The 20,929-nt window shown below is 74.8% G+C and carries 21 protein-coding genes and 3 riboswitches; of the genes, 11 read left to right on the forward strand and 10 right to left on the reverse strand.

Features of this window, described 5'->3' with window-relative positions; translation table 11 throughout:
* Nucleotides 1-77 precede the first annotated feature (77 nt).
* The 6 genes from F1C76_08960 to F1C76_08985 all read right to left on the reverse strand — a co-directional run bounded on the left by F1C76_08960 (nt 78) and on the right by F1C76_08985 (nt 4,687).
* Nucleotides 78-485 (reverse strand): hypothetical protein, encoded by a 408-nt coding sequence (locus tag F1C76_08960; protein ID QNG36707.1) that lies wholly within the window; start codon nt 483-485, stop codon nt 78-80.
* A 144-nt stretch (nt 486-629) separates the two neighbouring features.
* Nucleotides 630-1,109: a molybdenum cofactor biosysynthesis protein gene (locus F1C76_08965; GenBank protein ID QNG39118.1), complete on the reverse strand. Its 480-nt coding sequence runs from the start codon at nt 1,107-1,109 to the stop codon at nt 630-632.
* 41 nt (nt 1,110-1,150) lie between these two features.
* Nucleotides 1,151-2,272: an XdhC family protein gene (locus tag F1C76_08970; GenBank protein QNG36708.1), complete on the reverse strand. Its 1,122-nt coding sequence runs from the start codon at nt 2,270-2,272 to the stop codon at nt 1,151-1,153.
* Between the two features lie 77 nt (nt 2,273-2,349).
* Nucleotides 2,350-3,474, reverse strand: a complete 1,125-nt coding sequence (locus F1C76_08975) for a VWA domain-containing protein (protein QNG36709.1) — start codon at nt 3,472-3,474, stop codon at nt 2,350-2,352.
* Nucleotides 3,464-4,432, reverse strand: a complete 969-nt coding sequence (locus F1C76_08980) for a MoxR family ATPase (GenBank protein QNG36710.1) — start codon at nt 4,430-4,432, stop codon at nt 3,464-3,466. Before F1C76_08980 ends, F1C76_08975 begins: the two co-directional genes overlap by 11 nt.
* 18 nt (nt 4,433-4,450) lie before the next feature.
* Nucleotides 4,451-4,687 (reverse strand): hypothetical protein, encoded by a 237-nt coding sequence (locus F1C76_08985; protein ID QNG36711.1) that lies wholly within the window; start codon nt 4,685-4,687, stop codon nt 4,451-4,453.
* A 160-nt stretch (nt 4,688-4,847) separates the two neighbouring features.
* On the opposite strand from F1C76_08985, the gene F1C76_08990 reads away from it, so the two are divergent.
* Nucleotides 4,848-5,138, forward strand: coding sequence for a hypothetical protein (locus F1C76_08990; protein QNG36712.1), 291 nt, complete (start codon nt 4,848-4,850; stop codon nt 5,136-5,138).
* A gap of 3 nt (nt 5,139-5,141) precedes the next feature.
* Here the strand turns inward: F1C76_08990 and F1C76_08995 are convergent, their stop codons facing one another.
* On the reverse strand, nt 5,142-7,001 hold the full coding sequence (locus tag F1C76_08995) for an FAD/NAD(P)-binding protein (GenBank protein ID QNG36713.1): 1,860 nt from the start codon (nt 6,999-7,001) through the stop codon (nt 5,142-5,144).
* A gap of 182 nt (nt 7,002-7,183) precedes the next feature.
* A riboswitch (SAM riboswitch) is annotated at nt 7,184-7,295 on the forward strand.
* A 242-nt stretch (nt 7,296-7,537) separates the two neighbouring features.
* Here F1C76_08995 and F1C76_09000 point away from each other — a divergent pair.
* The 3 genes from F1C76_09000 (at nt 7,538) to F1C76_09010 (ending at nt 10,347) form a co-directional block, all read left to right on the forward strand.
* The gene (locus F1C76_09000) at nt 7,538-8,518 is read left to right on the forward strand and encodes an amino acid ABC transporter permease (protein QNG36714.1); all 981 of its coding nucleotides are present in this window, start codon (nt 7,538-7,540) and stop codon (nt 8,516-8,518) included.
* The gene (locus F1C76_09005; protein QNG36715.1) at nt 8,515-9,294 is read left to right on the forward strand and encodes an amino acid ABC transporter ATP-binding protein; all 780 of its coding nucleotides are present in this window, start codon (nt 8,515-8,517) and stop codon (nt 9,292-9,294) included. Before F1C76_09000 ends, F1C76_09005 begins: the two co-directional genes overlap by 4 nt.
* An 81-nt stretch (nt 9,295-9,375) precedes the next feature.
* The gene (locus F1C76_09010) at nt 9,376-10,347 is read left to right on the forward strand and encodes an ABC transporter substrate-binding protein (protein ID QNG36716.1); all 972 of its coding nucleotides are present in this window, start codon (nt 9,376-9,378) and stop codon (nt 10,345-10,347) included.
* 58 nt (nt 10,348-10,405) lie between these two features.
* Here the strand turns inward: F1C76_09010 and F1C76_09015 are convergent, their stop codons facing one another.
* A complete protein-coding gene (locus F1C76_09015; protein QNG36717.1) occupies nt 10,406-10,879 on the reverse strand; it encodes an OsmC family protein in 474 nt (157 codons plus the stop codon).
* Nucleotides 10,880-10,943: 64 nt separating this feature from the next.
* Nucleotides 10,944-12,308 (reverse strand): aminotransferase class V-fold PLP-dependent enzyme, encoded by a 1,365-nt coding sequence (locus F1C76_09020; GenBank protein QNG36718.1) that lies wholly within the window; start codon nt 12,306-12,308, stop codon nt 10,944-10,946.
* Nucleotides 12,309-12,346: 38 nt separating this feature from the next.
* Nucleotides 12,347-12,459, reverse strand: a riboswitch (SAM riboswitch).
* Between the two features lie 95 nt (nt 12,460-12,554).
* A riboswitch (SAM riboswitch) is annotated at nt 12,555-12,664 on the forward strand.
* A 101-nt stretch (nt 12,665-12,765) separates the two neighbouring features.
* Here F1C76_09020 and F1C76_09025 point away from each other — a divergent pair.
* The 7 genes from F1C76_09025 to F1C76_09055 are packed head-to-tail and all read left to right on the forward strand — an operon-like array spanning nt 12,766 to nt 19,605.
* On the forward strand, nt 12,766-13,956 hold the full coding sequence (locus tag F1C76_09025) for an LLM class flavin-dependent oxidoreductase (protein ID QNG36719.1): 1,191 nt from the start codon (nt 12,766-12,768) through the stop codon (nt 13,954-13,956).
* A gap of 10 nt (nt 13,957-13,966) precedes the next feature.
* Nucleotides 13,967-15,343: an NtaA/DmoA family FMN-dependent monooxygenase gene (locus F1C76_09030; protein QNG36720.1), complete on the forward strand. Its 1,377-nt coding sequence runs from the start codon at nt 13,967-13,969 to the stop codon at nt 15,341-15,343.
* Entirely contained in the window at nt 15,340-16,038 is a 699-nt protein-coding gene (locus F1C76_09035) for a GNAT family N-acetyltransferase (GenBank protein QNG39119.1), read from the forward strand. The genes F1C76_09030 and F1C76_09035 overlap by 4 nt, the downstream gene beginning before the upstream one ends.
* A 2-nt stretch (nt 16,039-16,040) precedes the next feature.
* Nucleotides 16,041-17,138, forward strand: a complete 1,098-nt coding sequence (locus F1C76_09040) for an LLM class flavin-dependent oxidoreductase (GenBank protein QNG36721.1) — start codon at nt 16,041-16,043, stop codon at nt 17,136-17,138.
* Nucleotides 17,135-18,109 carry a sulfotransferase domain-containing protein gene (locus tag F1C76_09045; protein ID QNG36722.1) on the forward strand — a complete coding sequence of 325 codons (975 nt, stop codon included), beginning with the start codon at nt 17,135-17,137 and terminating at the stop codon, nt 18,107-18,109. The genes F1C76_09040 and F1C76_09045 overlap by 4 nt, the downstream gene beginning before the upstream one ends.
* A 44-nt stretch (nt 18,110-18,153) precedes the next feature.
* Entirely contained in the window at nt 18,154-19,032 is an 879-nt protein-coding gene (locus tag F1C76_09050; GenBank protein ID QNG39120.1) for a hypothetical protein, read from the forward strand.
* A 21-nt stretch (nt 19,033-19,053) separates the two neighbouring features.
* On the forward strand, nt 19,054-19,605 hold the full coding sequence (locus tag F1C76_09055) for a hypothetical protein (protein ID QNG36723.1): 552 nt from the start codon (nt 19,054-19,056) through the stop codon (nt 19,603-19,605).
* A gap of 6 nt (nt 19,606-19,611) precedes the next feature.
* On the opposite strand, the gene mftD is transcribed toward F1C76_09055, so the two are convergent.
* Nucleotides 19,612-20,808, reverse strand: coding sequence for a mycofactocin biosynthesis FMN-dependent deaminase MftD (gene mftD / locus F1C76_09060; protein ID QNG36724.1), 1,197 nt, complete (start codon nt 20,806-20,808; stop codon nt 19,612-19,614).
* Nucleotides 20,809-20,929 lie beyond the last annotated feature (121 nt).

Below are 20,929 nucleotides of genomic sequence, written 5' to 3' on the forward strand. Positions count from 1 at the left end.
TCACTCCAGTGGGACTGTCCGGGTGGGTCGTGACGATCATCACCCGGACCACGCCGGGCCCGCAGGCCAGGGGTGGGTCAGACCGGGTGCAGACCGCTGCGCAGCAGGGGCAGCAGCACCCGGTCGACGAGGTCCGGCACGACGGCCGGGTCCAGGGGTCGGCCCAGCAGCCGGCTCACCAGCAACCCGCGCACCGTGCGGACGGCGACCCACGTCGGGCGCAGCGGCACCCCCTCGCCGCGGTCGCGGGCCCGCTGCAGCAGCAGGGCCAGGCCCTCGTCGACGACCCGGTCCGCGCCGCGCAGCAGCTCCTCGTGCGCCCGGGCCGAGGGGTCGGCGGGCAGCGCGCGGAGCTCGGCCGCGTCCGGCGCGGAGGACCACACCCGGGCCAGCTCGTGCAGGTCGGCGGCCAGCGACCCACCGTCGGCGGGCAGCACGAACGGGGCGATCGCGCCCACCGGCAGCGGGCGCACGGACGCGGTCACCGACGCCGCCGGTCGGGGAGGGGGCTCATCGGGGGCACGGCACGCTCCTCGGGGTCGGTACCGGGGAGCGACGCCCCCGTGTCGGTACTGAAAGTATCGGAACGACTACGGACAGACGACTCGACGGTCCCTGCGTGTCGCCCGTCACTCCACGGGCGCGATCCTCAGCACCGCCGGCCCGAGCCTCAGCACCCCGTCGGACAACGGTCGGCACCGCACCCCACCCCGCCCCCGCATCCCGCGGTGGGCCCCCGGCGCCAGCACGACGTCCATCCACCGGCACGGGTTCGCCGCCCGGCCACCGAGCAGCCGCACCTCCCCCGCACCGCAGTCCAGCGCGAACTCCCGCCCGCGGAGCGCCTCGACGTCCGCCCCGCGCAGCACCACGTTCCGGCGGGCGAGCAGCGGGTCGAACGGCGGCACCCCGAGCTCGGCGGCCAGCGCCTCCAACGACTCCACGTCGAGCACGGTCACCGCGGCGTCCCGGTGCGCGGGCTTCCCGGCGTACCGGTCACCCACCACGCCGAACCCACCGCGCACCTCCAGCTCGGCCCGCCGGTCGGCCTCCTGCGCGGGTGTCGTGGTCCCCGGCCGGCCGTCGTAACGGTGCGCCGCCGACGCCATCAGCGCGACCACCTCGACGGGGACCTCGACGGGTCGGCCGCTCAGCGGTCCGCGGAGGCGTGGATCGGGCCGTCCGCGCCGGTCAGCCGCTCACCGGAACCGCCCCACCGTCCGGCGATGATCTCCGCGGCGATCGAGATCGCGGTCTCCTCCGGGGTGCGGGCACCCAGGTCCAGCCCGATCGGCGAGGACAGCCTGTCCAGCTGCCCGGGCGTCAGGCCGGCCTCGCGCAGCCGGTCCATCCGCTCGTCGTGCGTGCGCCGGGACCCCATCGCCCCGACGTAGGCCACGTCGAGGTCCAGGGCGACCTCCAGCAGCGGGACGTCGAACTTCGGGTCGTGGGTGAGCACGCAGAGCACCGTGCGCTCGTCGATGCGGCCGGCGTCGACCTCGGTCTGCAGGTAGCTGTGCGGCCACTCGACGACGACCTCGTGGGCGTCGGGGAAGCGGCGGGCGGTGGCGAAGACCGGGCGGGCGTCGCAGACGGTGACCCGGTACCCCAGGAAGGCACCGACCCGGGCGACGGCGGCGGCGAAGTCGATCGCGCCGAAGACGACCATCCGGGCCGGCGGGGCGAACGAGGACACGAACAGGGTCAGCTCGTCGCCGCGCCGCTCCCCGTCGTGGCCGAAGTTCAGCGTCGCGGTGCGGCCGGCGGCGAGCATGCCGCGGATGTCGGAGGCCGCGGCCTCGTCCAGCCGCGGCAGACCCAGGGAGCCCGAGGTGCGGTCGGGCCACACGACCAGCCGGTTGCCCAGCCGGTCCTCGGGGCCCTTGACCACCGTGACGACGGCGACCGGCTCGTGCGCGGCGACCGAGTCGGCCACCTCGCCCAGCTCCGGGAACGTCTCCTGCGAGATCGACTCCACGTAGACGTCGAGGATCCCGCCGCAGGTCAGTCCCACGGCGAAGGCGTCGTCGTCGCTGACGCCGTAGCGCTCCAGGGTGGGGTCACCCGAGGCCACGACGTCCTTGGCCTCCTCGTAGACCGCGCCCTCGACGCAGCCGCCGGACACGCTGCCCACCGCGGTGCCGTCGGGGCCCACGAGCATCGAGGCCCCGGCCGGGCGCGGCGCGGAGCGCCAGGTGGCCACCACGGTGCCCATGCCGACGGTCTCCCCCGCCCGCCACCAACCGACCAGGTCGTCCAGGACATCACGCATCGTCAGATTCCTCTCGTGGTGTGGCGCCGGTCAGGGGCCCGCCGCGAGCCTGCGAGTGGTGGGGGGACCGGGGTCCTTCAGGCATTCTCGATCACTCCTGCCAGTTCCTCGAAGGCCGCGAGGCTGTGCCCGGCGACGAAGTGGTCAACAGCCGGCAGGGCCGCCTGCATCCCGCCGGTGAGCGGCTCGTAGCCGACCCGGCCCTTGTGCGGGTTCACCCACACCACGCTGTGCGCCAGCCGGTGCAGCCGGCGCATCTGCTCGGCGAGCAGCTCGGTGCCCCCGCGTTCCCAGCCGTCGCTGCACAGCACGACGACCGCCCCACGGGCGGTGCCGCGCTGGCCCCAGCGGTCCAGGAAGGCCTTGAGCACCTCGCCGATCCGGGTGCCACCCGACCAGTCCGGGATGGCGTGCCCGCTCGCGGCCAGCGCCTTGTCCGGATCGCGCAGCCGCATCTCCCGGGTCACCCGGGTCAGCCGGGTGCCGATGGTGAACACCTCGGTGGACGCCGGGCGCGCCCGCACCGCGGCGTGCGCGAAGCGCAGCAGCGCGTCGGCGTACGGGCTCATCGAGCCCGACACGTCGACCAGCAGCACCACCCGCCGCGGCCGCGGCCGGGCCCGCCGGTGCTGCAGCCGGGTGATCTCCCCGCCGTCCCGCAACGCCCGCCGGACCGTGCGCCCGGGGTGCACCTGCCCGTGCAGGTCCGGACGCCGCCGCCGCGAGGGCCGCATCGGGGCAGCCGGCACCAGCAGCGCGAACAGCCGGCGCAGCTGGTCGCGCTCGGCGATGCTCAGCTCCGAGACGTCCCGGGTGCGCAGCACCTCGTCCTCGCTGGCCGCGGCCTTGAGGTCGGGGGCCTCCTCGGTGTCCTCACCGCTCCCGGCGTCCGAGGCCGACAGCGGCGCCGACTCGGCCATCCGCTGCTCCTGCTGCGCCGACTTCTGCGGCTTCCGGGGGGCCTCGCCGGCGAAGTAGGCGGCGAACGCGGCGTCGTAGCGGTCCAGGTCGTCCGGGCTCGCGCACAGCGTCAGCCGGCCGGCCCAGTAGACGTCGGTCGCGTCGAGCACGTCGAGGTGCCCGACGGCCTGCAGCATCGCCTCGACCCGGTCCGGGGACGCGCCGCCCCCGGCGTGCCGGAGCGTGCGGGCGAACCCCAGGACGACGTCGACGACGTCCCGGGTGCCGGCGCTAGGAGCCACCGAAGAGCGCTCCCCGGGTGAGCGCCCGCACCCGGTCGGTGTCCTCGCGGTACTTCAGGACGGCGCCGAGGGTGCGTGCCCCGGTCTCGGGGTCCAGCTCGCGGGCGCCCAGGGTGTGCAGCGCGGTGGCCCAGTCCATCGCCTCGGCGATGCCGGGGGGCTTGAGCAGGTCCAGGCTGCGCAGCTTCGCCGTCGCCCGGGCGACCTGGCGGGCCAGGGTCTCGGTGACCTCGGGGAGGCGCTGGCGCAGGATCGCCACCTCGCGCTCGAAGTCCGGGTGCTCCAGCCAGTGGTAGAGGCAGCGGCGCTTGAGGGCGTCGTGCACCTCACGGGTGCGGTTGGAGGTGAGCACCACCAGCGGCGGGCTGGCCGCGCGCACGGTGCCCAGCTCAGGGATCGAGATGGTGAAGTCGCTGAGCAGCTCGAGCAGGAAGGCCTCGAACTCGTCGTCCGCGCGGTCGATCTCGTCGATGAGCAGCACCGACGGGGCGTCCTCGAGGGCCTGCAGCAGCGGGCGGGCCAGCAGGAAGCGCCGGTCGTAGAGCCCGGCCTCGAGCTGCTGCACGTCGCCGGTGGAGCCGGCGGCCTCGGCGGCCCGCAGGTGCAGGAGCTGACGGCCGAAGTCCCAGTCGTAGAGCGCCTGACTGGCCTCGAGGCCCTCGTAGCACTGCAGCCGGTACATCGGCCGGCCGGTGACCTCGGCGAGCGCGTGCGCCAGGGCGGTCTTGCCGACCCCGGCCTCGCCCTCCAGGAACAGCGGCCGGCCCATCGCCAGCGCCAGGTGTGCGGCGGTGGCCAGGCCCTCGTCGGGCAGGTAGCCGGTGGCCTGCAGCGCCGCGGCGAGGGCGTCGGGATCGGCCGGCAGGGTCTCGGCCGGGCGGGACGACGCAGTTGTGGGCTGACTCACCGACCCACCTTCGCACGGGCGTTCCACACCTGCGTTGCAGGTGGGTTGCACACCGTCGCCCGGCCGGGTTCAGCCGGCGGCGCGCACCCGGTGCGGCAGCCCGCGGGAGGCCAGCACGACGTCCAGGGCGCGGACGGCGACCAGCACCTCGTGCTCGTCCAGCCCGGGTTCGCGGTCGGCCAGCCAGCCCACGAACTCGGCCCGGGGTCGGTTGCCGCCGAGGGTCAGGTACTCGACCCAGAGCGCGTCGGCGCCCAGGCCGCTCAGCTCGTGCGCCCGGGCCGGGCTGACGAGGGGTTCGGTCATCGGGGTGGACTCCAGGGCACCGGCGGGTGCCCGGACCGGTTCGCGCCGTGGTTTGACGCGGGGTCTGTGCCCATCCTGCACTCCCCGGGGCCGATGGGGGTGGAGCCGCCCGGGCGGGAGAGGATCGTCAGGCCCTGCCACCGCACCCGAGGAGACCGACGTGATCGTCGCCGTGACCTACCGCTACACCGACGACGTGGCCACCCGTGACGCCGTCCGCGCCGAGCACCGCGAGTTCCTCCGGGGCCTGGCCGAGGCCGGGTCGCTGCTGCTGTCCGGGCCCTTCGGCGCCGACGCCCCGGCCGGCGCGCTGCTGGTGTTCCGGGCCGACGACGAGGCGCAGGTGCGGGGCTGGGTCGACGCCGACCCGTTCAGCGTGCGCGGCGTGGTGGCCTCCTCGACCGTCGCCGAGTGGGACCCGGTGCTGGGCTCCCTGCTGCCCGCCCTCTGACCCTCAGGCGGCGCGCACCGTCGTCACCCGGACCGCCGCCGACCACAGCGCGGCGGCCAGCGCGTCGTTCTGGTGGAAGAAGGGCGCGTTCGTGCCCGGCCGGGCGAAGGCCGCGACCTGCGCCCCCGACGTCCAGAACCCGACTGCGGACACCCGCGCCGAGGGCATGCCCTGCGCGGACACCAGCCGGAACGCGGCGTCCACGTGCAGCCGGCCCGAGCCGGCCTGCTCCGCGGCCACCCCGCGCGCCAGCAGCGCCCGCAGCAGCGGGTCGGTGGTGCGCCCGACGTCGACGGCCGGCACCCGGGCCTCGACCAGCGCGGTCGCCGTCGTCACCGTGTCGGTGCTCGACGAGCGGGCGACCCAGCGGGAGTCCTCCAGACCCACGACGGTGTCGGCGCCGGTGAACCGGACGACACCGGCCTCGGACAGCGCGAGGAGCTCTTCCAGCCGCGGGGACGGCGGGCCGCTGGCCAGGTGGCTGAACAGGTTCATCCACCAGCCGCTGACGTCCTCCCGCTCGGAGCGGGGGGTCAGCCGGCCGGCCCGCACCAGCCCGGCGATGGTCCCGTGGCAGAACAGCAGCGCGGTGAACACCGCCTGGTCGGCGCTGTGTGCGGGGTCGGCGGCCCGGGCGAGGTCGGCGCGGACGTAGCCGCGCACCCACTCCTGGAGCTCCTCGTCGGAGGAGAACCGTGCGCCGGCCAACGGCCGGTCCAGCCGGGCCAGGTCGAACCGGTCGGCGGGGTCGGGGACGGCGGCAGCGACCAGCTCGGTCGGGTCGTCGGTGGCCGCGTACGCCTCGGCGAACTCCGCCCACGGCATCGCGACCCGCTCCGGGTGGGCCCGGAACAGCTCGGTGTGGTGCGCCCAGCCCAGCTCCCGGGCGATCACCGGGGCGAGGTCGGCGCGCAGGTCCAGCGGCCGGTCGCCGAAGCGCGCGGTGAGCGCGTCGGGGGTGAAGAACCGCAGCGGCACCGGCGGCCCGGCCCACGGGTAGCCCAGCTTGGCCTTGTAGGGGGTGCCCCGGCGGGAGCCCACGTGCAGCACCGGCTCCGCGCCCGAGGGGCGGTAGACCAGCCGGCCGTCGGCGTCCCGCTCGTGGACGCCACCGCGCCCACCGGTAAGCAGGGTGACCAGGTCGACGAAGGCCAGCCCGGCACCGCGCACGAGCACGTCCTGCCCGGGGTGCAGCACCGAGAGGTCCAGGTCGGCGGTGTACGCGGTCGGCACGTGTGTGAGCTCGGCCGCCGCCGCGGCTGCGGCGAGCGCGGTCTCCTCGTCGGTGGGCGTGCGGTCCAGGTGCCCCTGGGCGAGCACGACGGTGTCCGCGCGCAGCGTCCCGCCGTCCTCGAGTCGCAGTTCCACGCCGTGCGGGTGCTCGACGAGGTCGACGACCCGGGTGGCGTGCCGGTGCAGGGCCAGGCCCGGGACGGCGGCCAGGGAGTCCAGCACCCAGGACAGGTAGGCGCTGACCAGCGTGCGCGGGGGGAAGGTCGCCGGGGTGAGTCGGCGGGCCAGCTCGCCCACCGGGCCGGGGAGGCCGACCCCGACCTGCTCGGCCCACTCCCACACGGTGGCCGACGTCACCACCCGGTCGGGCACGGTGACCGAGTCGTCGGGGAGCACGGTCACGTCCCGCACCAGCGAGTTGGCCCACAGCAGGTCGGACTGCTCGGTCCGCCAGACCCGTCCCGCGCCGGGCGGGAACGGGTCGACGAGGTGCACGTCGAGACTGCGCCCGTCGGCGTGGGCGAGGAGCCGCTCGAGGACGCCGAGTGCGGTGGGACCGGCCCCGACGAGGGCGACGGTGAGTGCGGACGTGCTGGTCACGGGGGCGCTCCGGAGCTGGAGACGGACGATGGGCGCGGGCTCAGGCCGGGCGACAGAGCGCGCTGCCGGTGCGCCGGAGGTCGACGTGCCGACGGCGGACGAGCGGCTGGTCGGGCACGGGGACCTCCTCTCCGGGGCGGGCGGACGACCTCATTCTCCACCAAGTCGATCGGATTTGACGACTGAGCATCCGAGGTCCTAACTTCTCCTCAGGTCCTGAGTACCAGCTGCAAGCCCCGGCTCGCTGGTCGGCAACCCTCCGCTGCGGTGGGGTGCCCCGGGTGACGACCTGGCGACGGCGCACGACTGTCGCAAGCGCAGCCCCGCTACGGCGGGGGACGAGGAGACCGCCATGACCCACCCCACGACCGCCCAGCGGTCCGCGGTGCGTCCTGCGCTCCTCCTGGTCGGGCGGCCGGTCATCGACCTGGTCCGCACCGACAGCGCGCTCTGTCGCTGACCCGACCGCGCCCCCCTCCCCCGGTCCGACCCGGGGGCCTCCGACGACCCCTCCCCTGGAGTTCCCGCATGTCCCGATCCCCCCTGCTCGACGCCGGAGACCCGCGATGACCGCCCTGCAGACCCGCCCGTCGGAGTCCGCCGTCCCACCCGCGGGCACGCCCTACGACCAGTTCACCGTGGTCAAGGCGAAGAACCCCGGCCGCTGGGCGGCCACCGCGGTGGTCGCGGTGCTGCTGGCGATGGTGCTGAACTCGCTGATCACCAACCCACGGTGGGAGTGGGACGTCGTCGTCGCCTACCTCGGCGAGGTCTCGATCATCCGGGGCGTCTGGACGACCATCCAGCTCACCCTCATCACCGCGGTGCTCGGCTTCGCCCTGGGCACGGTGCTCGCGCTGATGCGGTTGTCCCGCTCGCCGCTGCTGCGCTCGGTCAGCTGGGGCTACACCTGGGTGTTCCGCTCCGTGCCGCTGATCCTGCAGCTGCTGCTCTGGTACAACCTCGCCTACCTGTACCAGACCCTGGAGATCGGGATCCCGTTCGGCCCGGCCTTCGCGAGCGTCGAGACGCTGTCGCTGATCGGCAAGTTCGGCGCCGCCATCCTCGGCCTGGGCCTGCACCAGGCCGCCTACTCCGCCGAGATCGTCCGGGCCGGCATCCTCTCGGTCGACCAGGGCCAGCACGAGGCGGCCGCCAGCCTGGGCATCCCGCGGCGCCGGCAGTCCACGAAGATCGTGCTGCCGCAGGCGATGCGGACCATCGTGCCCACCGCGGTCAACGAGATCATCGGCCTGTTCAAGGGCACCTCGATCGTCTACGTGCTGGCCCTGGGCGAGCTGTTCTACACCGTGAGCGTCATCTACGGCCGCACCCAGCGGGTGCTGCCGATGCTGGTGGTCGCCGCCATCTGGTACGTCGTGCTGACCACCGTCGTCACGGTGGTCCAGTACTACGTGGAGCGGTACTACGCCAAGGGCGCGGTCCGCACGCTGCCACTGACCCCGCTGCAACGACTGCGGGGCAACCTGACCGCGGGCATCTCGCGGGTGCGTTCCACCTCGGGCCAGGACCCGGTGACCCGATGACCGCCCTGGAGACGCCTCCCGGTCGCGTGGAGGTGCACGGGGTGCACAAGTCCTTCGGGACCAACGAGGTGCTGCACGGCGTGGACCTGGTGGTCGAGCCCGGCAGCGTGACCGTCGTCCTCGGGCCCTCGGGGTCGGGCAAGTCGACGCTGCTCAGGTCGATCAACCACCTGGAGACCGTGGACCGCGGCTTCGTGGCACTGGACGGGGAGCTGGTCGGCTACCGCCGCAAGGGCGACAAGCTGCACGAGCTCAAGGAGAAGGACCTGCTCCGCCAGCGCACCCGGTTCGGCTTCGTCTTCCAGTCCTTCAACCTCTTCCCGCACCTGACCGCCCTGGAGAACGTCGTCGAGGCGCCCGTGTCCGCCCAGGGCCGCAACCGGCGCGAGGTGGAGGCCGAGGCCCGCGAGCTGCTGGCCCGGGTGGGCCTCGCCGACAAGGCCGACGCGCACCCCCGTCAGCTGTCCGGAGGACAGCAGCAGCGGGTCGCGATCGCCCGCGCACTGGCCATGAAGCCCGCCGTCCTGCTCTTCGACGAGCCCACCTCGGCGCTGGACCCCGAGCTGGTCGGTGAGGTGCTGGCCGTGATCGCCGACCTGGCCTCCACCGGGACCACGATGATCGTGGTCACCCACGAGATCGGCTTCGCCCGCCAGGCCGCCGACCAGATCGTCTTCATGGACGAGGGCCGTGTGGTCGAGCAGGGCACCCCCGAGCAGGTCCTCGACCACCCGCAGCACGAACGGACCCAGGCCTTCCTGGCCAAGGTCCTCTGACCCCACCCCCCCCCCCAGATCCCGGACGGCGCACCCGCGTCGCCCGCCGTGGAAGCACGCCCAGAAGAGGAAGACCCACCCGTGAAGCTCTCCCACCTGGTCGGCGCCCTGCCGGTCGCCGCCGTCCTGCTGCTGACCGCCTGCACCAGCTCCGCCGAGATCGAGGCCGAGGCCCGTTCGGACGCTGCGGGTGGCACCTCCGCCGAGACCGCCCTGGTGGTGGACACCTCCCCGGAGCAGGCCGACCGGATCCGGACCGAGGAGGACCCCGACGCGGCCGCCCTGGTGCCGGCCGACATCGCCGAGGACGGGGTGCTGCGGGTCGGCGTCAACGGCGCCGGCGACCCCCCGCTGGGCTTCCTGGCCGACGACAACGCCACCGTCGTCGGCAGCGAGGTCGACATCGCCCAGCTGGTCGCCGACGGTCTCGGCCTGGAGCTCGAGATCGTCAACACCACCTGGGAGGCGTGGCCGCTGGGCGTGCAGTCCGGCGACCTGGAGGCCGTCTTCTCCAACGTGGGGGTGAACGCCGAGCGGCTGCAGCTGTTCGACTTCGCCACCTACCGCCAGGGGATCATGGCCTTCATCGCCGCCCCCGACAGCGGGCTGGACATCACCGACGCCGCGGGCATCTCGGGCCTGCGGGTGGGCGTCGGTTCGGGCACCAACCAGGAGCGCATCCTGCTGGACTGGAACGCCGAGCTCGAGGCGGCCGGGGAGGAGCCGGCGACGCTGGACTACTACGTCAGCGCCGCCGACGCCCTGCTGGCCATCCAGTCCGGCCGGCTGGACACCTACATCGGCCCCAACCCCAACGCGGTCTACCAGGAGTCCGTCGGTGACCTGGAGATCGTCGGCTCGGTGAACGCCGGCTGGCCGAACACGACCTACGTGGCGGCCACCGTGCTCAAGGGCAACGGCCTGGCCGAGGCCGTCGAGGCCTCGCTGCAGAACGCCTTCGACGACGGCACGTACGCCGGGACGCTGGAGCGCTGGGGCCTGTCCGACGAGGCCGTCGAGGCCCCGGAGGTGAACCCCACCGTCGCCAGCTGACCTGCGCACGCAGAGGGGCCCGGGACCGTCACGGTCCCGGGCCCCTCGTGCTTGCGCGTCAGGAGAGCGGCTGGGCGACCCAGTCGGCGGTGTACTCCAGGCCGGAACGCACGAAGAGCTGGGTGACCGGGCAGCGGCGCTCGGTCTCGGCCTGCAGCTTCGCGAAGGTCTCCTCGTCGGCGTCGGTGGCCACGGTGGCCCGCACGGTGACGGAGTCGAAGTTGGCGTTGCCGTCCTCGCCACCGACCATGACGGCGGTGTCGAGGTCGCCCTGGACGTCGAAGGTCCAGGCGCCCAGGGTCACCCCGAGCTCCTTGGCGACGATCGAGGCGGTGATCTGGTTGCAGGAGCTCAACGCCGCGAGCACGTAGGACAGCGGGCTCGGCGAGGCGTCCGCGCCGCCGAAGGCCGGGTAGGTGTCGACGTCGAACACGTGGCCGGCGTCGCCGCCCACGGTGATCTGCTGGCCGACGCCGCTGCCCTCCGCGTGGTGGGTGAAGGGAACGACGCTCGCCTTGGGACGGGTGGCCATGCTGGGTGCTCCTCGGGTCGTGGACGTGCTCTCCGCCGGGTTCGGCGGGGGTCTGGGGTGCGGTTCAGCGAGCCGGCGCGGGCCCGCAACCGGCGCCGCGGGCGACGGCCGACAGGTCGGCCCCGGCCAGCCCGGCCAGCGGCCGCGGGTCGGCCACCGGCTGGTACCGACCGTCGACGACCGCGTACTCCACGGCGGGGCCGACGGCGACGAACCGGGCCACCGCGGCGACCAGCCGGTCGACGTCGGCCGAGGACGTGCCGACCCCCACGCTGGCCCTCAGCGCACCGCCGGGCACGCCGAGCCGGGCCAGCAGCGGGTGCGCGCAGAAGCGGCCGTCGCGCACCCCGATGCCGTGCTCGGCGGACAGGAACGCGGCCACCAGCCCGGGGTCGGCGCCCTCCACGGTGAAGCTGACGACGCCGGTGGGGTCGACGGAGTCCGACCAGATGCGCAGCAGCCGGACACCGGGGACGGCCCCCAGTCCGGCGACCAGCCGGGTGCGCAGGGCCCGCTCGTGGTCCTCCAGGGCGCCCGGGGCCAACGCGGCCAACGCGTCGCAGGCCGCGGCCAGGGCGACGGCCCCCAGCACGTTGGGCGAGCCGCCCTCGTGCCGGTGGGGCGCGGGCACCCAGGTCGTCGCCGCCACCTCGACCTGGGCGACGGCCCCGCCACCGGGCAGGTACGGCCGGCCGGAGTCCAGCCAGTCGCGGCGCCCGACCAGGGCGCCGGTGCCGAACGGGGCGTAGGCCTTGTGGCCGGAGAAGGCGACCCAGTCGGCGCCGGAGTCGGCCAGGGAGAACCGGCGGTGCGGGACCAGCTGCGCGCCGTCGACCAGCACGAGCGCCCCCGCGGCGTGGGCCAGCTCGGTGACCCGGCGCAGCGGGAGGGACTCCCCCGTCACGTTCGAGGCGCCGGTGACGGCGACCAGCACGTACCGGCGGGCGGCCAGCGCGTCGGCCAGCAGGTCGAGGGTGCCGGCCACCGTCGGCGCCGCGGTGAGCACGTCGCAGAGCTCGCGGGAGCGCTGCTGCCAGGGCAGCAGGTCGGCGTGGTGCTCGACGTCCAGCACGAGGACGGCGCCGTCGACGGGCAGGCAGCCGGCGAGCACCGACAGCGCGTCGGTGGTGTTGCGGGTCAGCACGCAGACGTCATCGGCGCGGGCGCCGACGAACGCGGCGACGGTGTCCCGGGCCGACTCGTACAGGGCGGTGGAGACCTGGGAGAGGTACCCGGCACCGCGGTGCACGCTGGCGTAGAGCGGCAGCGCCTCGGCGACCCGGGCCGCGACCGCGGCCAGCGCGGGGGCGCTGGCCGCGACGTCGAGGTTGGCGTACGTGGCGGTGTTGCCGTCGACCAGCGGGACGAGGGTGTCCGCGCCCGTGGTGGGCAGCAGCGGGGCGGTGCGGCGGTCGAGTGCGGTGGACATCGAGGAGCTCCTGGCCGTCAGGGGCCCGCGCCTGGCGGGACCCGCGCTTGCGGCTGCACTGCGCAGCCGCCAGGTCGTCACCCGGAGCACCCCATCGCGGTGGAAGGGTTGCCGACCAGCGAGCCGGGGCTTCGCGCTGGCACTCGTGACCTGACGTCAGGGTGCCATGCGCCGGCGATACCCGTCAAACCCGATCGACTGAGTGGGGATTGGACAGCGGGCCCGGGCGTGGTTAGCGTCGGAGCCGGTCGAGAGCGTCAGCGACAAGCCCTGGCTCGCTGACCGGCAACCCTCCTCTACGGCGGGGTGCCCCAGGTGATGACCCGGCGGAGGCCACCCCTCCGCAAGCGTGGACGCCGCACGAGGAGAGCCCTGTGCCACCGAAGACCGTCGCCCGCCCACCGGCCGGGGGACGCCCCCCGCTGCCCGGGGCGCGCCCAGCCGAACCGGAGACGACATGACCCCGACCCCGCTGCACCTGGTCGCCGCTCTCGACGGTGCCGGCTGGCACCCCGCCGCCTGGCGCGAGCCCGACGCCCGACCCCGCGAGCTGCTGCGCGCCGGGTACTGGGTGGACCTCGCCGCCGAGGCAGAGGCCGGCCTGCTCGACGCGGTGACCATCGAGGACGCGCTGAACCTGCAGTCCGACGACCCGTTCACCCCCGACGACCGCACCGACCGGGTGCGGGGCCGGCTGGACGCGGTGCTCGTCGCCTCCCGGGTGGCGCCCACCACCCGGCACCTCGGGTTCCTGCCGACCGCCGTGGTCACCCACACCGAGCCCTTCCACCTGTCCAAGGCCATCGCCACGCTGGACTACGTGAGCACCGGCCGGGCCGGCGTGCGGGTGCAGGTCGCCGCGCGCCCGGACACCGCCACCCACTTCGGTCGGCGGGAGTTCCCGCCGGTCGACCGGGCGAGCGCCGCCACCGGGCCGCTGGTCACCGAGCTGTTCGACGAGGCGGCCGAGTACGTCGAGGTGCTCCGCCGGCTCTGGGACAGCTGGGAGGACGACGCGGAGATCCGGGACGCCGCCACCGGCCGCTTCGTGGACGTGGACAAGCTGCACTACGTCGACTTCGAGGGCCGGTCCTTCTCCGTGCGCGGGCCCTCGATCACCCCGCGCCCACCGCAGGGCCAGCCGGTCGTCGCGGCCCTGGGCCACGCGCAGGTGCCGTGGCGGCTGATCGGCCGGTCCGCCGACCTGGGGTTCGTCACCCCCACCGACGCCGCGGACGCCGCCCGGCTGGTCACCGCCGTCCGCGAGGAGCAGGCCGCGGCCGGCCGCGCGGAGGAGACCGTGCACGTGTTCGGCGACCTCGTGGTGGTGCTGGACGACGAGGAGACCACCGCCCGGGAGCGACTGGCCCGCCTCGACGAGCGCGCCGGCACCGCGTTCACCAGCGACGCGCACGTCTTCACCGGGACGCCGGCCCAGCTGGCCGACCTGCTCGCCGACTGGCAGCAGGCCGGGCTGACCGGGTTCCGACTGCGCCCGGCGACCCTGCCGCACGACCTGCGCCAGGTCACCCGCGGCCTCGTGCCCGAGCTGCAGCGCCGGGGCCTGTTCCGCACCGGGTACGAGGCGGACACCCTGCGCGGGCTGCTCGGCTTGACGCGCCCCGCCAACCGCTACGCCCACGCCTGAGGAGTCCGGGATGACCACGCAGATCCGCAAGCAGATCCACCTGGCCGCGCACTTCCCCGGCGTCAACAACACCACCGTATGGAGCGACCCGGCCTCGGGCAGCCACGTCGAGTTCGCGTCCTTCCGGGAGTTCGCCCAGATCGCCGAGCGGGGCAAGCTGGACTTCCTGTTCCTCGCCGAGGGCCTGCGGCTGCGGGAGCAGAACGACCGCATCTACGACCTGGACGTGGTCGGCCGGCCCGACACCTTCACCGTGCTGGCCGCCCTGGCCGCGGTCACCGAGCGGATCGGGCTCACCGGCACGATCAACTCCACCTTCAACGAGCCCTACGAGGTGGCCCGGCAGTTCGCGAGCCTGGACCACCTCTCCGACGGGCGGGCCGCCTGGAACGTGGTCACCAGCTGGGACGCCTTCACCGGGGAGAACTTCCGCCGCGGCGGCTTCCTGGCCCAGGCCGACCGGTACGACCGGGCCAAGTCCTTCCTGCAGACCGCGCTGGAGCTCTTCGACTCCTGGCGCGGGGACGAGGTGCTGGCCGATGCCGACAGCGGCACCTTCCTCACCGACCCGCACCCCGGCGCCTTCGGCCACCGGGACCGGTTCTTCGACATCAGCGGTCACTTCGACGTCCCCCGCAGCCCGCAGGGCCGGCCGGTGGTCTTCCAGGCCGGGGACTCCGACGAGGGCCGGGACTTCGCGGCGGCGTCCGCGGACGTGATCTTCTCCCGGCACAGCACGCTGGAGGCCGGCCAGGCGTTCTACACCGACGTCAAGGGCCGGCTGCCCCGGTTCGGCCGCACCCGTGAGGAGCTACTGATCATGCCGGCGGCCACCTTCGTGCTCGGGGACACCGAGGCCGAGGCGCGCGACCTGGCGCACGAGGTCCGGATGGCGCAGGTCTCCCCGGCGACGGCGATCGCGTTCCTCGAGCAGCTGTGGAACCGGGACCTCTCCGACCACGACCCGGACGGCCCGCTGCCCTCGGTCGACCCCCTCGTCGGCGAGCACACCATCGCCAAGGGCCGGGCCAGCGTGCGGATGCACCGCGACCCGGTGGCGACGGCGGACGAGTGGCGGGCCAAGGCCGAGGTCGAGGGCCTGACCACCCGCGAGCTGATCGTGGAGGTGACCGGCCGGCAGTCCTTCATCGGCACCCCGGCCGCGGTCGCGGCCACCATCGACGAGTACGTCCAGGCCGACGCCAGCGACGGGTTCGTGCTCGCCCCGCACATCACCCCCGGCGGTCTGGGGCCCTTCGTCGACCAGGTGGTGCCGCTGCTGCAGGAGCGCGGTGTCTTCCGCGCCGACTACGAGGGCACGACGCTGCGCGAGCACCTCGGCCTGCCCCTGCGCCGCACCGACGGGGAGTCGGCGGTGGCGTCCTGACCACGACCACCGCCCACGTGCTGGACGCCCCGGCCTGGGCGTCCCTGCACGGACCGCACGCCGCGTTCGCCGAGCGGGTCGGCCGGGTGGTCCGCTACCCGACCGACGTCTCGCCGTTCCTGGCGCTGCCCTTGGACACCACCGAGCAGGACTGGGCGGACGCCGCGGCCCTGGTCGGCCCGGGCGGCGTCGTCCCCCTGGCCGGCGCCACGAGCCCGCCCCCGGCGGACTGGGAGACGGTGTACTCCGTCCCCGGCGTCCAGCTCGTCGACGACGGGGTGGCCGCAGCCCCGGAGGACGAGGCGGTGCTGCTCGGCGACGACGACGTCCCGGAGATGCTGGCGCTGGTCGAGCGCACCCGGCCCGGGCCCTTCCTGCCCCGCACCCACACCATGGGCGCCTACCTGGGCATCCGCCGGGACGGCGAGCTGGTGGCGATGGCCGGGGAGCGCCTGCACCCGCCGGGCTGGACCGAGATCAGCGCGGTGTGCACCGACCCGGCCCACCGTGGCCAGGGTCTGGGCACCCGGCTGGTCCACGCCGTCGCCCACGGCATCCGGGCGCGGGGGGAGACCCCGTTCCTGCACGCCGCGGCCAGCAACACCGGGGCGATCGGGCTGTACGAGTCCCTGGGCTTCCGGCTCCGGCGGACGACCACCTTCGCCGCCGCACGGCCGCCCGCTGGGGACCGCTGACCGTGGACGTGCACTGGTTCCTGCCCACCCGCGGCGACAGCCGGGACGTCGGACCGGCCACCACCGACCGGGGGCACAACGCCGCGGCGCTCAAGCGTCGGCCGACGCTGGACTACCTGGGCGCGGTCGCCGGGGCCGCCGAGCAGGCCGGGTTCACCGCCGTGCTCACCCCGACCGGGTCGGGCTGCGAGGACGCCTGGGTGACCTGCGCGGCGCTGCTGGACCGCACTCAGACCCTGCACTTCCTGGTCGCCTTCCGCCCCGGGTTCATCCTGCCGACGCTGGCCGCGCAGCAGGCGGCGAGCTTCCAGCGGCTGTCCGGCGGGCGGCTGCGGCTCAACGTCGTCACCGGCGGTGACCCGGTCGAGCAGCGGGCGTACGGCGACTTCCTCGACCACGACGCGCGCTACGCCCGCACCGGGGAGTTCCTCGACGTCTTGCGGCGGTGTCTGGCCGGGGAGCGCTTCGACGTCGACGGCGAGCACCTGCAGGCCGTGGGCACCGGGCTGAGCAACCCGCCCGACGTCGTCCCGCCGGTGTACCTGGGCGGGGCGTCCACCGCGGCCGAGGACGTGTCGGCCCGGTACGTGGACACGTACCTGACCTGGGGAGAGCCGCCGACCATGGTGCGCGAGCGACTGGACCGGGTGCGGCAGAAGGCCGCCGACCGTGGCCGCACCATCCGGTTCGGCATCCGGCTGCACGTGGTCAGCCGGGACACCCCCGAGCTGGCCTGGGCCGAGGCCGACCGGATGCTGGCCGGGATGCCCGCGAGCGCGATCGCGGCCACCCAGGAGCGGTTCGCCCGGATGGACTCCGTCGGACAGGCCCGGATGGCCTCCCTGCACCGCGGTTCGGCCGGCGACGGCGCCCGGTCATTGGAGGTCGCCCCCAACCTGTGGGCCGGGATCGGGCTGGTGCGCGAGGGGGCGGCGACCGCGCTGGTCGGCAGCCACGAGCAGGTCGCCGAGCGGATCACCGAGTACGCCGAGCTGGGGTTCGACGAGTTCGTGCTGTCGGGCTACCCGCACCTGGAGGAGGCGTGGCGGGTGGGCGAGGAGGTCCTGCCGCTGCTGGACCGGACGAGGAGTGCCGCATGAGCGACCGGCTGCCCCAGTTCGTGCTGGCCGGCGCCCCCAAGGCGGGGACGACGGCACTGCACGCGGCGCTGGCCACCCACCCGGGGCTGTACCTCTCCCCGGTCAAGGAGCCGAAGTTCTACCTGACCGACGGCCGCCCGCCGCCGCGCTCGGGGCAGCAGGGCCCGGGCGACGCGCACAGCGCCCGGGAGTGGGTCTGGCGCCGGGACCGCTACGTGCGCCTGTTCGCCGACGCCCCCGAGGGCGCGGTGCGCGGGGAGAGCACGCCGTTCTACCTCTACGACCGGGCCGCCCAGCGCCGGTTGGTCGCCGACGTCCCGGACGTGAAGGTGGTCGCGGTCGTCCGTGACCCGGTCGACCGGGCGCTGTCGAACTGGGTGCACCTGCGCGCCGACGGACTGGAGCCCGAGGCCGACTTCGGCCGGGCGGTGGAGCTCGAGGAGCACCGGATCGAGGCCGGCTGGGCTCCGTTCTGGCACTACACCGGCCTGGGCCGCTACGGCGAGCAGCTGCGCGACCTGCTGACGTTGCTCCCCCGCGAGCAGCTGCTGGTGCTGCGGTTCCGCGAGGTCGTCGCCGAGCCCGCGCGGACGCTGGACCGGGTCAGCGCCTTCCTCGGCGTCGCCCCCGGGGTCGCGCACGCCGTCCCGGCGGAGAACGTGAAGCCCTTCGTCGCCGACACCCCGCGGTACCGGGCGCTGGCCCGTTGCGCGCGGGCCGGCGCACGGGCCGGGGCGTTGCTGCCGCCGCAGGTGTGGCGGCAGGTCTCGAGGCCGCTCCTCGCCGCCCTGCACGCCGGCGCGACGAAGCGGCCGCCGCTGCCGGTGGAGGTGCGCCGGGCCGTGCTGGAGCGGGTGCTGCCCGACATCGCGCTGCTCGAGGAGGTGACCGGCGAGTCCTTCGCGGACTGGCGTGCGGACACCGGACGCGGGGACTACGCCAGCCGGGCCGCCCGCCAGGAGGGCGCGTGACCCGGGCTGGCAGCCTGGCCCCGGTGAGCTGGAGCCGGGCACGGGTGGAGAGCTTCTGGGCCGACGCCGAGGTGGTGGCCGTCCCCGACGACCCCCGCCCGGGCTCCTGGGTCGGCGGGCCGTCGGTGCAGCTGGTGGACGGCGTGTGGTGGCTGGCGCAGCGGCTGCGCCGTCCGGTGGGCGAGGGCCGCGGGTTCGCCAACTCCCTCTCCCGGTCCGACGACGGCGTGCACTTCGAGCCGGTCGCCGCGCTGGGCAAGGACGCGTTCGGCGCCGAGTCGCTGGAGCGCCCCGCCCTGGTGCACACCCCCGACGGCCGCTGGCGGACCTACGTCAGCTGCGCGACCCCGGGCACCAAGCACTGGCGGGTGGACCTGCTGGAGGCCGACACCGTCGCGGGCCTGGCCACCGCGACCCCCCGCACCGTGCTGCCCGGGGACGCGGGCAGTGCGGTCAAGGACCCCGTGGTCCGGCACGACGGCGGGCGGTGGCACCTGTGGGCCTCGGTGCACCCGCTGGACGACCCCGACGCCACCGACCGGATGACGGTCGACCACGCCACCAGCACCGATGGCATCGACTGGACCTGGCAGGGCACCGTGCTCACCGGGACCCCGGGCACCTGGGACGCCCGCGGGGTGCGCCCGGCGACGGTGTGGACCGAGGACGGCGCGACCTGGGCGCTCTACGACGGCCGGGCGACCGCCGAGGAGAACTGGGAGGAGCGCACCGGGCTGGCCCGGGTCGACCCCGACGGCTGGACCCCGGTCGGGGACGGCCCGCTGCTGCAGAGCCCGCACGCCCCGCACGGGCTGCGCTACGCCGAGGTCGTCGCACTGCCCGACGGCGGCCACCGCTGGTTCTACGAGGCCACCCGGGCCGACGGCGCGCACGAGTTGCGCACGGTGCTGCTGCGCGCCTGACCCCACGGCAGACTCTCCGTCGTGGAGTCGTCGCCGGAGGCCGTGCTGACCCGGTTGCGGCCGCTGCTGCGGGCGGTGCACGAGGCGCTGTCGGCCGGGGTCGCGGTCAGCCACGCGATCCACCGTCAGCACGGCTGGCAGCCCGCCGCCGACCCGCACCTGGACAGGCAGCTGGTGCGCCGGCACGCGATGGAGCAGCTGCGCCCCTGGTCGGCCTCGATCGGCGAACAGCTCACCTTCGACGTCGGCGACCAGGGCGGGGAGAACCTCGGGCTGCCGATGTCCGGGCTGATCGTCAGCACCGACGTCGACGTCCTGCGGGTCTGGCACTCCGCGGACGGCGAACTGCCCCCAGGCGACACCCGGGCGCTGCAGTCCTTCTACGACCAGTCGCCGGTGCAGCAGACCCAGCTCGTGCTCGAGGGCGCCCCACCGGCCGGCAACCACCTGGCCCTGCTGTGGGCCGACCGGGCCGGGGTGCTCAGCCGACTGGAGCTGGTGCGCCCGTGGTGGCGCGGGGGCCGGCACCCCGAGGCCGACTGGCGGGTGGACCTGCTCCGCCAGCCGGCCTGAGGTCGCTCAGACCACGTGCTTCTGGTCCGCGGTGCCCAGCACCCGCGGCCAGTTCGCCGGGACGACGACGTCCTCCGGGCGCAGGTCCTTCACGTCGCGGTGGCCCAGCCCGAGGACGGCGGAGTCGATGCCGCTGCGCAGGATGTCCAGCACGTTCTCCACGCCGGCCTGCCCGTTGGCGGCCAGGCCCCACAGGTAGCCCCGGCCGATCATCGCGGCCTTGGCACCCAGCGCCAGGGCCTTGACGACGTCGGAACCGCGGCGGATGCCACCGTCGGTGACCACCTCGACCTGGTCGCCGACGGCCTTGGCGATCGCCGGCAGCGCGCGGATCGAGGCCGGGGTGCCGTCGAGGTTGTTGCCGCCGTGGTTGGAGACCGAGATGGCGGTGACGCCGGCGTCCACGGCGCGGTGCGCGTCGTCGACCCGCATGACGCCCTTGAGCATGAACGGCCCGCCCCACTGCTCACGCAGCCACTGGACGTCCTCCCAGGTCGGGAGGGGGGTGCCCATCCACTCGCCGTAGGCGCCGAAGAACGTCGGTGCGGGGCCGCCGCCGGCCGGGGCCAGGTTCGGGGTGGTCAGGTCGGGGATCGCCCCGGTCTTGAGCCAGGTGTAGAGCCACTGCGGGCGCAGCGCGACCTCGGGGCCGAACTGCAGCGCCGCCTTGAGGTTCACCTTCTCCGGGATCGCCGGGGAGCCCCAGTCGCGGCCGTTGGAGAACGACCAGTCCAGGGTCATGATCAGCCCGACGCAGCCGGCCGCGCGGGCCCGCTCCATCCGCTGCACCAGCACGTCGCGGGAGCCGACCCAGTACATCTGGAAGAAGGTCTGCGGGCTGGCCGCGGCGACCTCCTCGACGCTCTTGGAGGCGAACGAGCTCAGGCCCATCGTGATGCCGCGGGCGGCGGCGGCCCGGGCGACGGCGACCTCGCCGTCGGGGTGCACGGCCTGCACGCCGGTCGGGGAGATCATCACCGGCATCGACAGGGGCTGGCCCATCACCGAGGTGGTGAGGTCGCGCTCGCCCTGCAGCCCGGCCACGTGCGGGGCGAAGCCCAGCTCGGAGTAGGCGCGGGTGTTGTCCTCGATCGTGTTGCCGCGCTCGGAACCCGCGATCAGGGCCCCGTAGACGGACTTGGGGAGTCGCTTCTTGGCGCGACGCTGCGCCTCGGCGACGGTCTCGAACCACTGGTTGGCCATGGGGTGTCCTCCTCGGGCGGCCGCGGTGCCGCACTGTGCTGTGCGTCTCAGGATGCCCTGTGACACTCAGTGCCACCACCCCCGGGCAGATCCGGTCCGCTCCGGGGCCGATGAGAAGGAG

The organism is Geodermatophilaceae bacterium NBWT11, assembly GCA_014218215.1.
In the GTDB taxonomy this organism is placed as follows: Bacteria; Actinomycetota; Actinomycetes; order Mycobacteriales; family Geodermatophilaceae; genus Klenkia.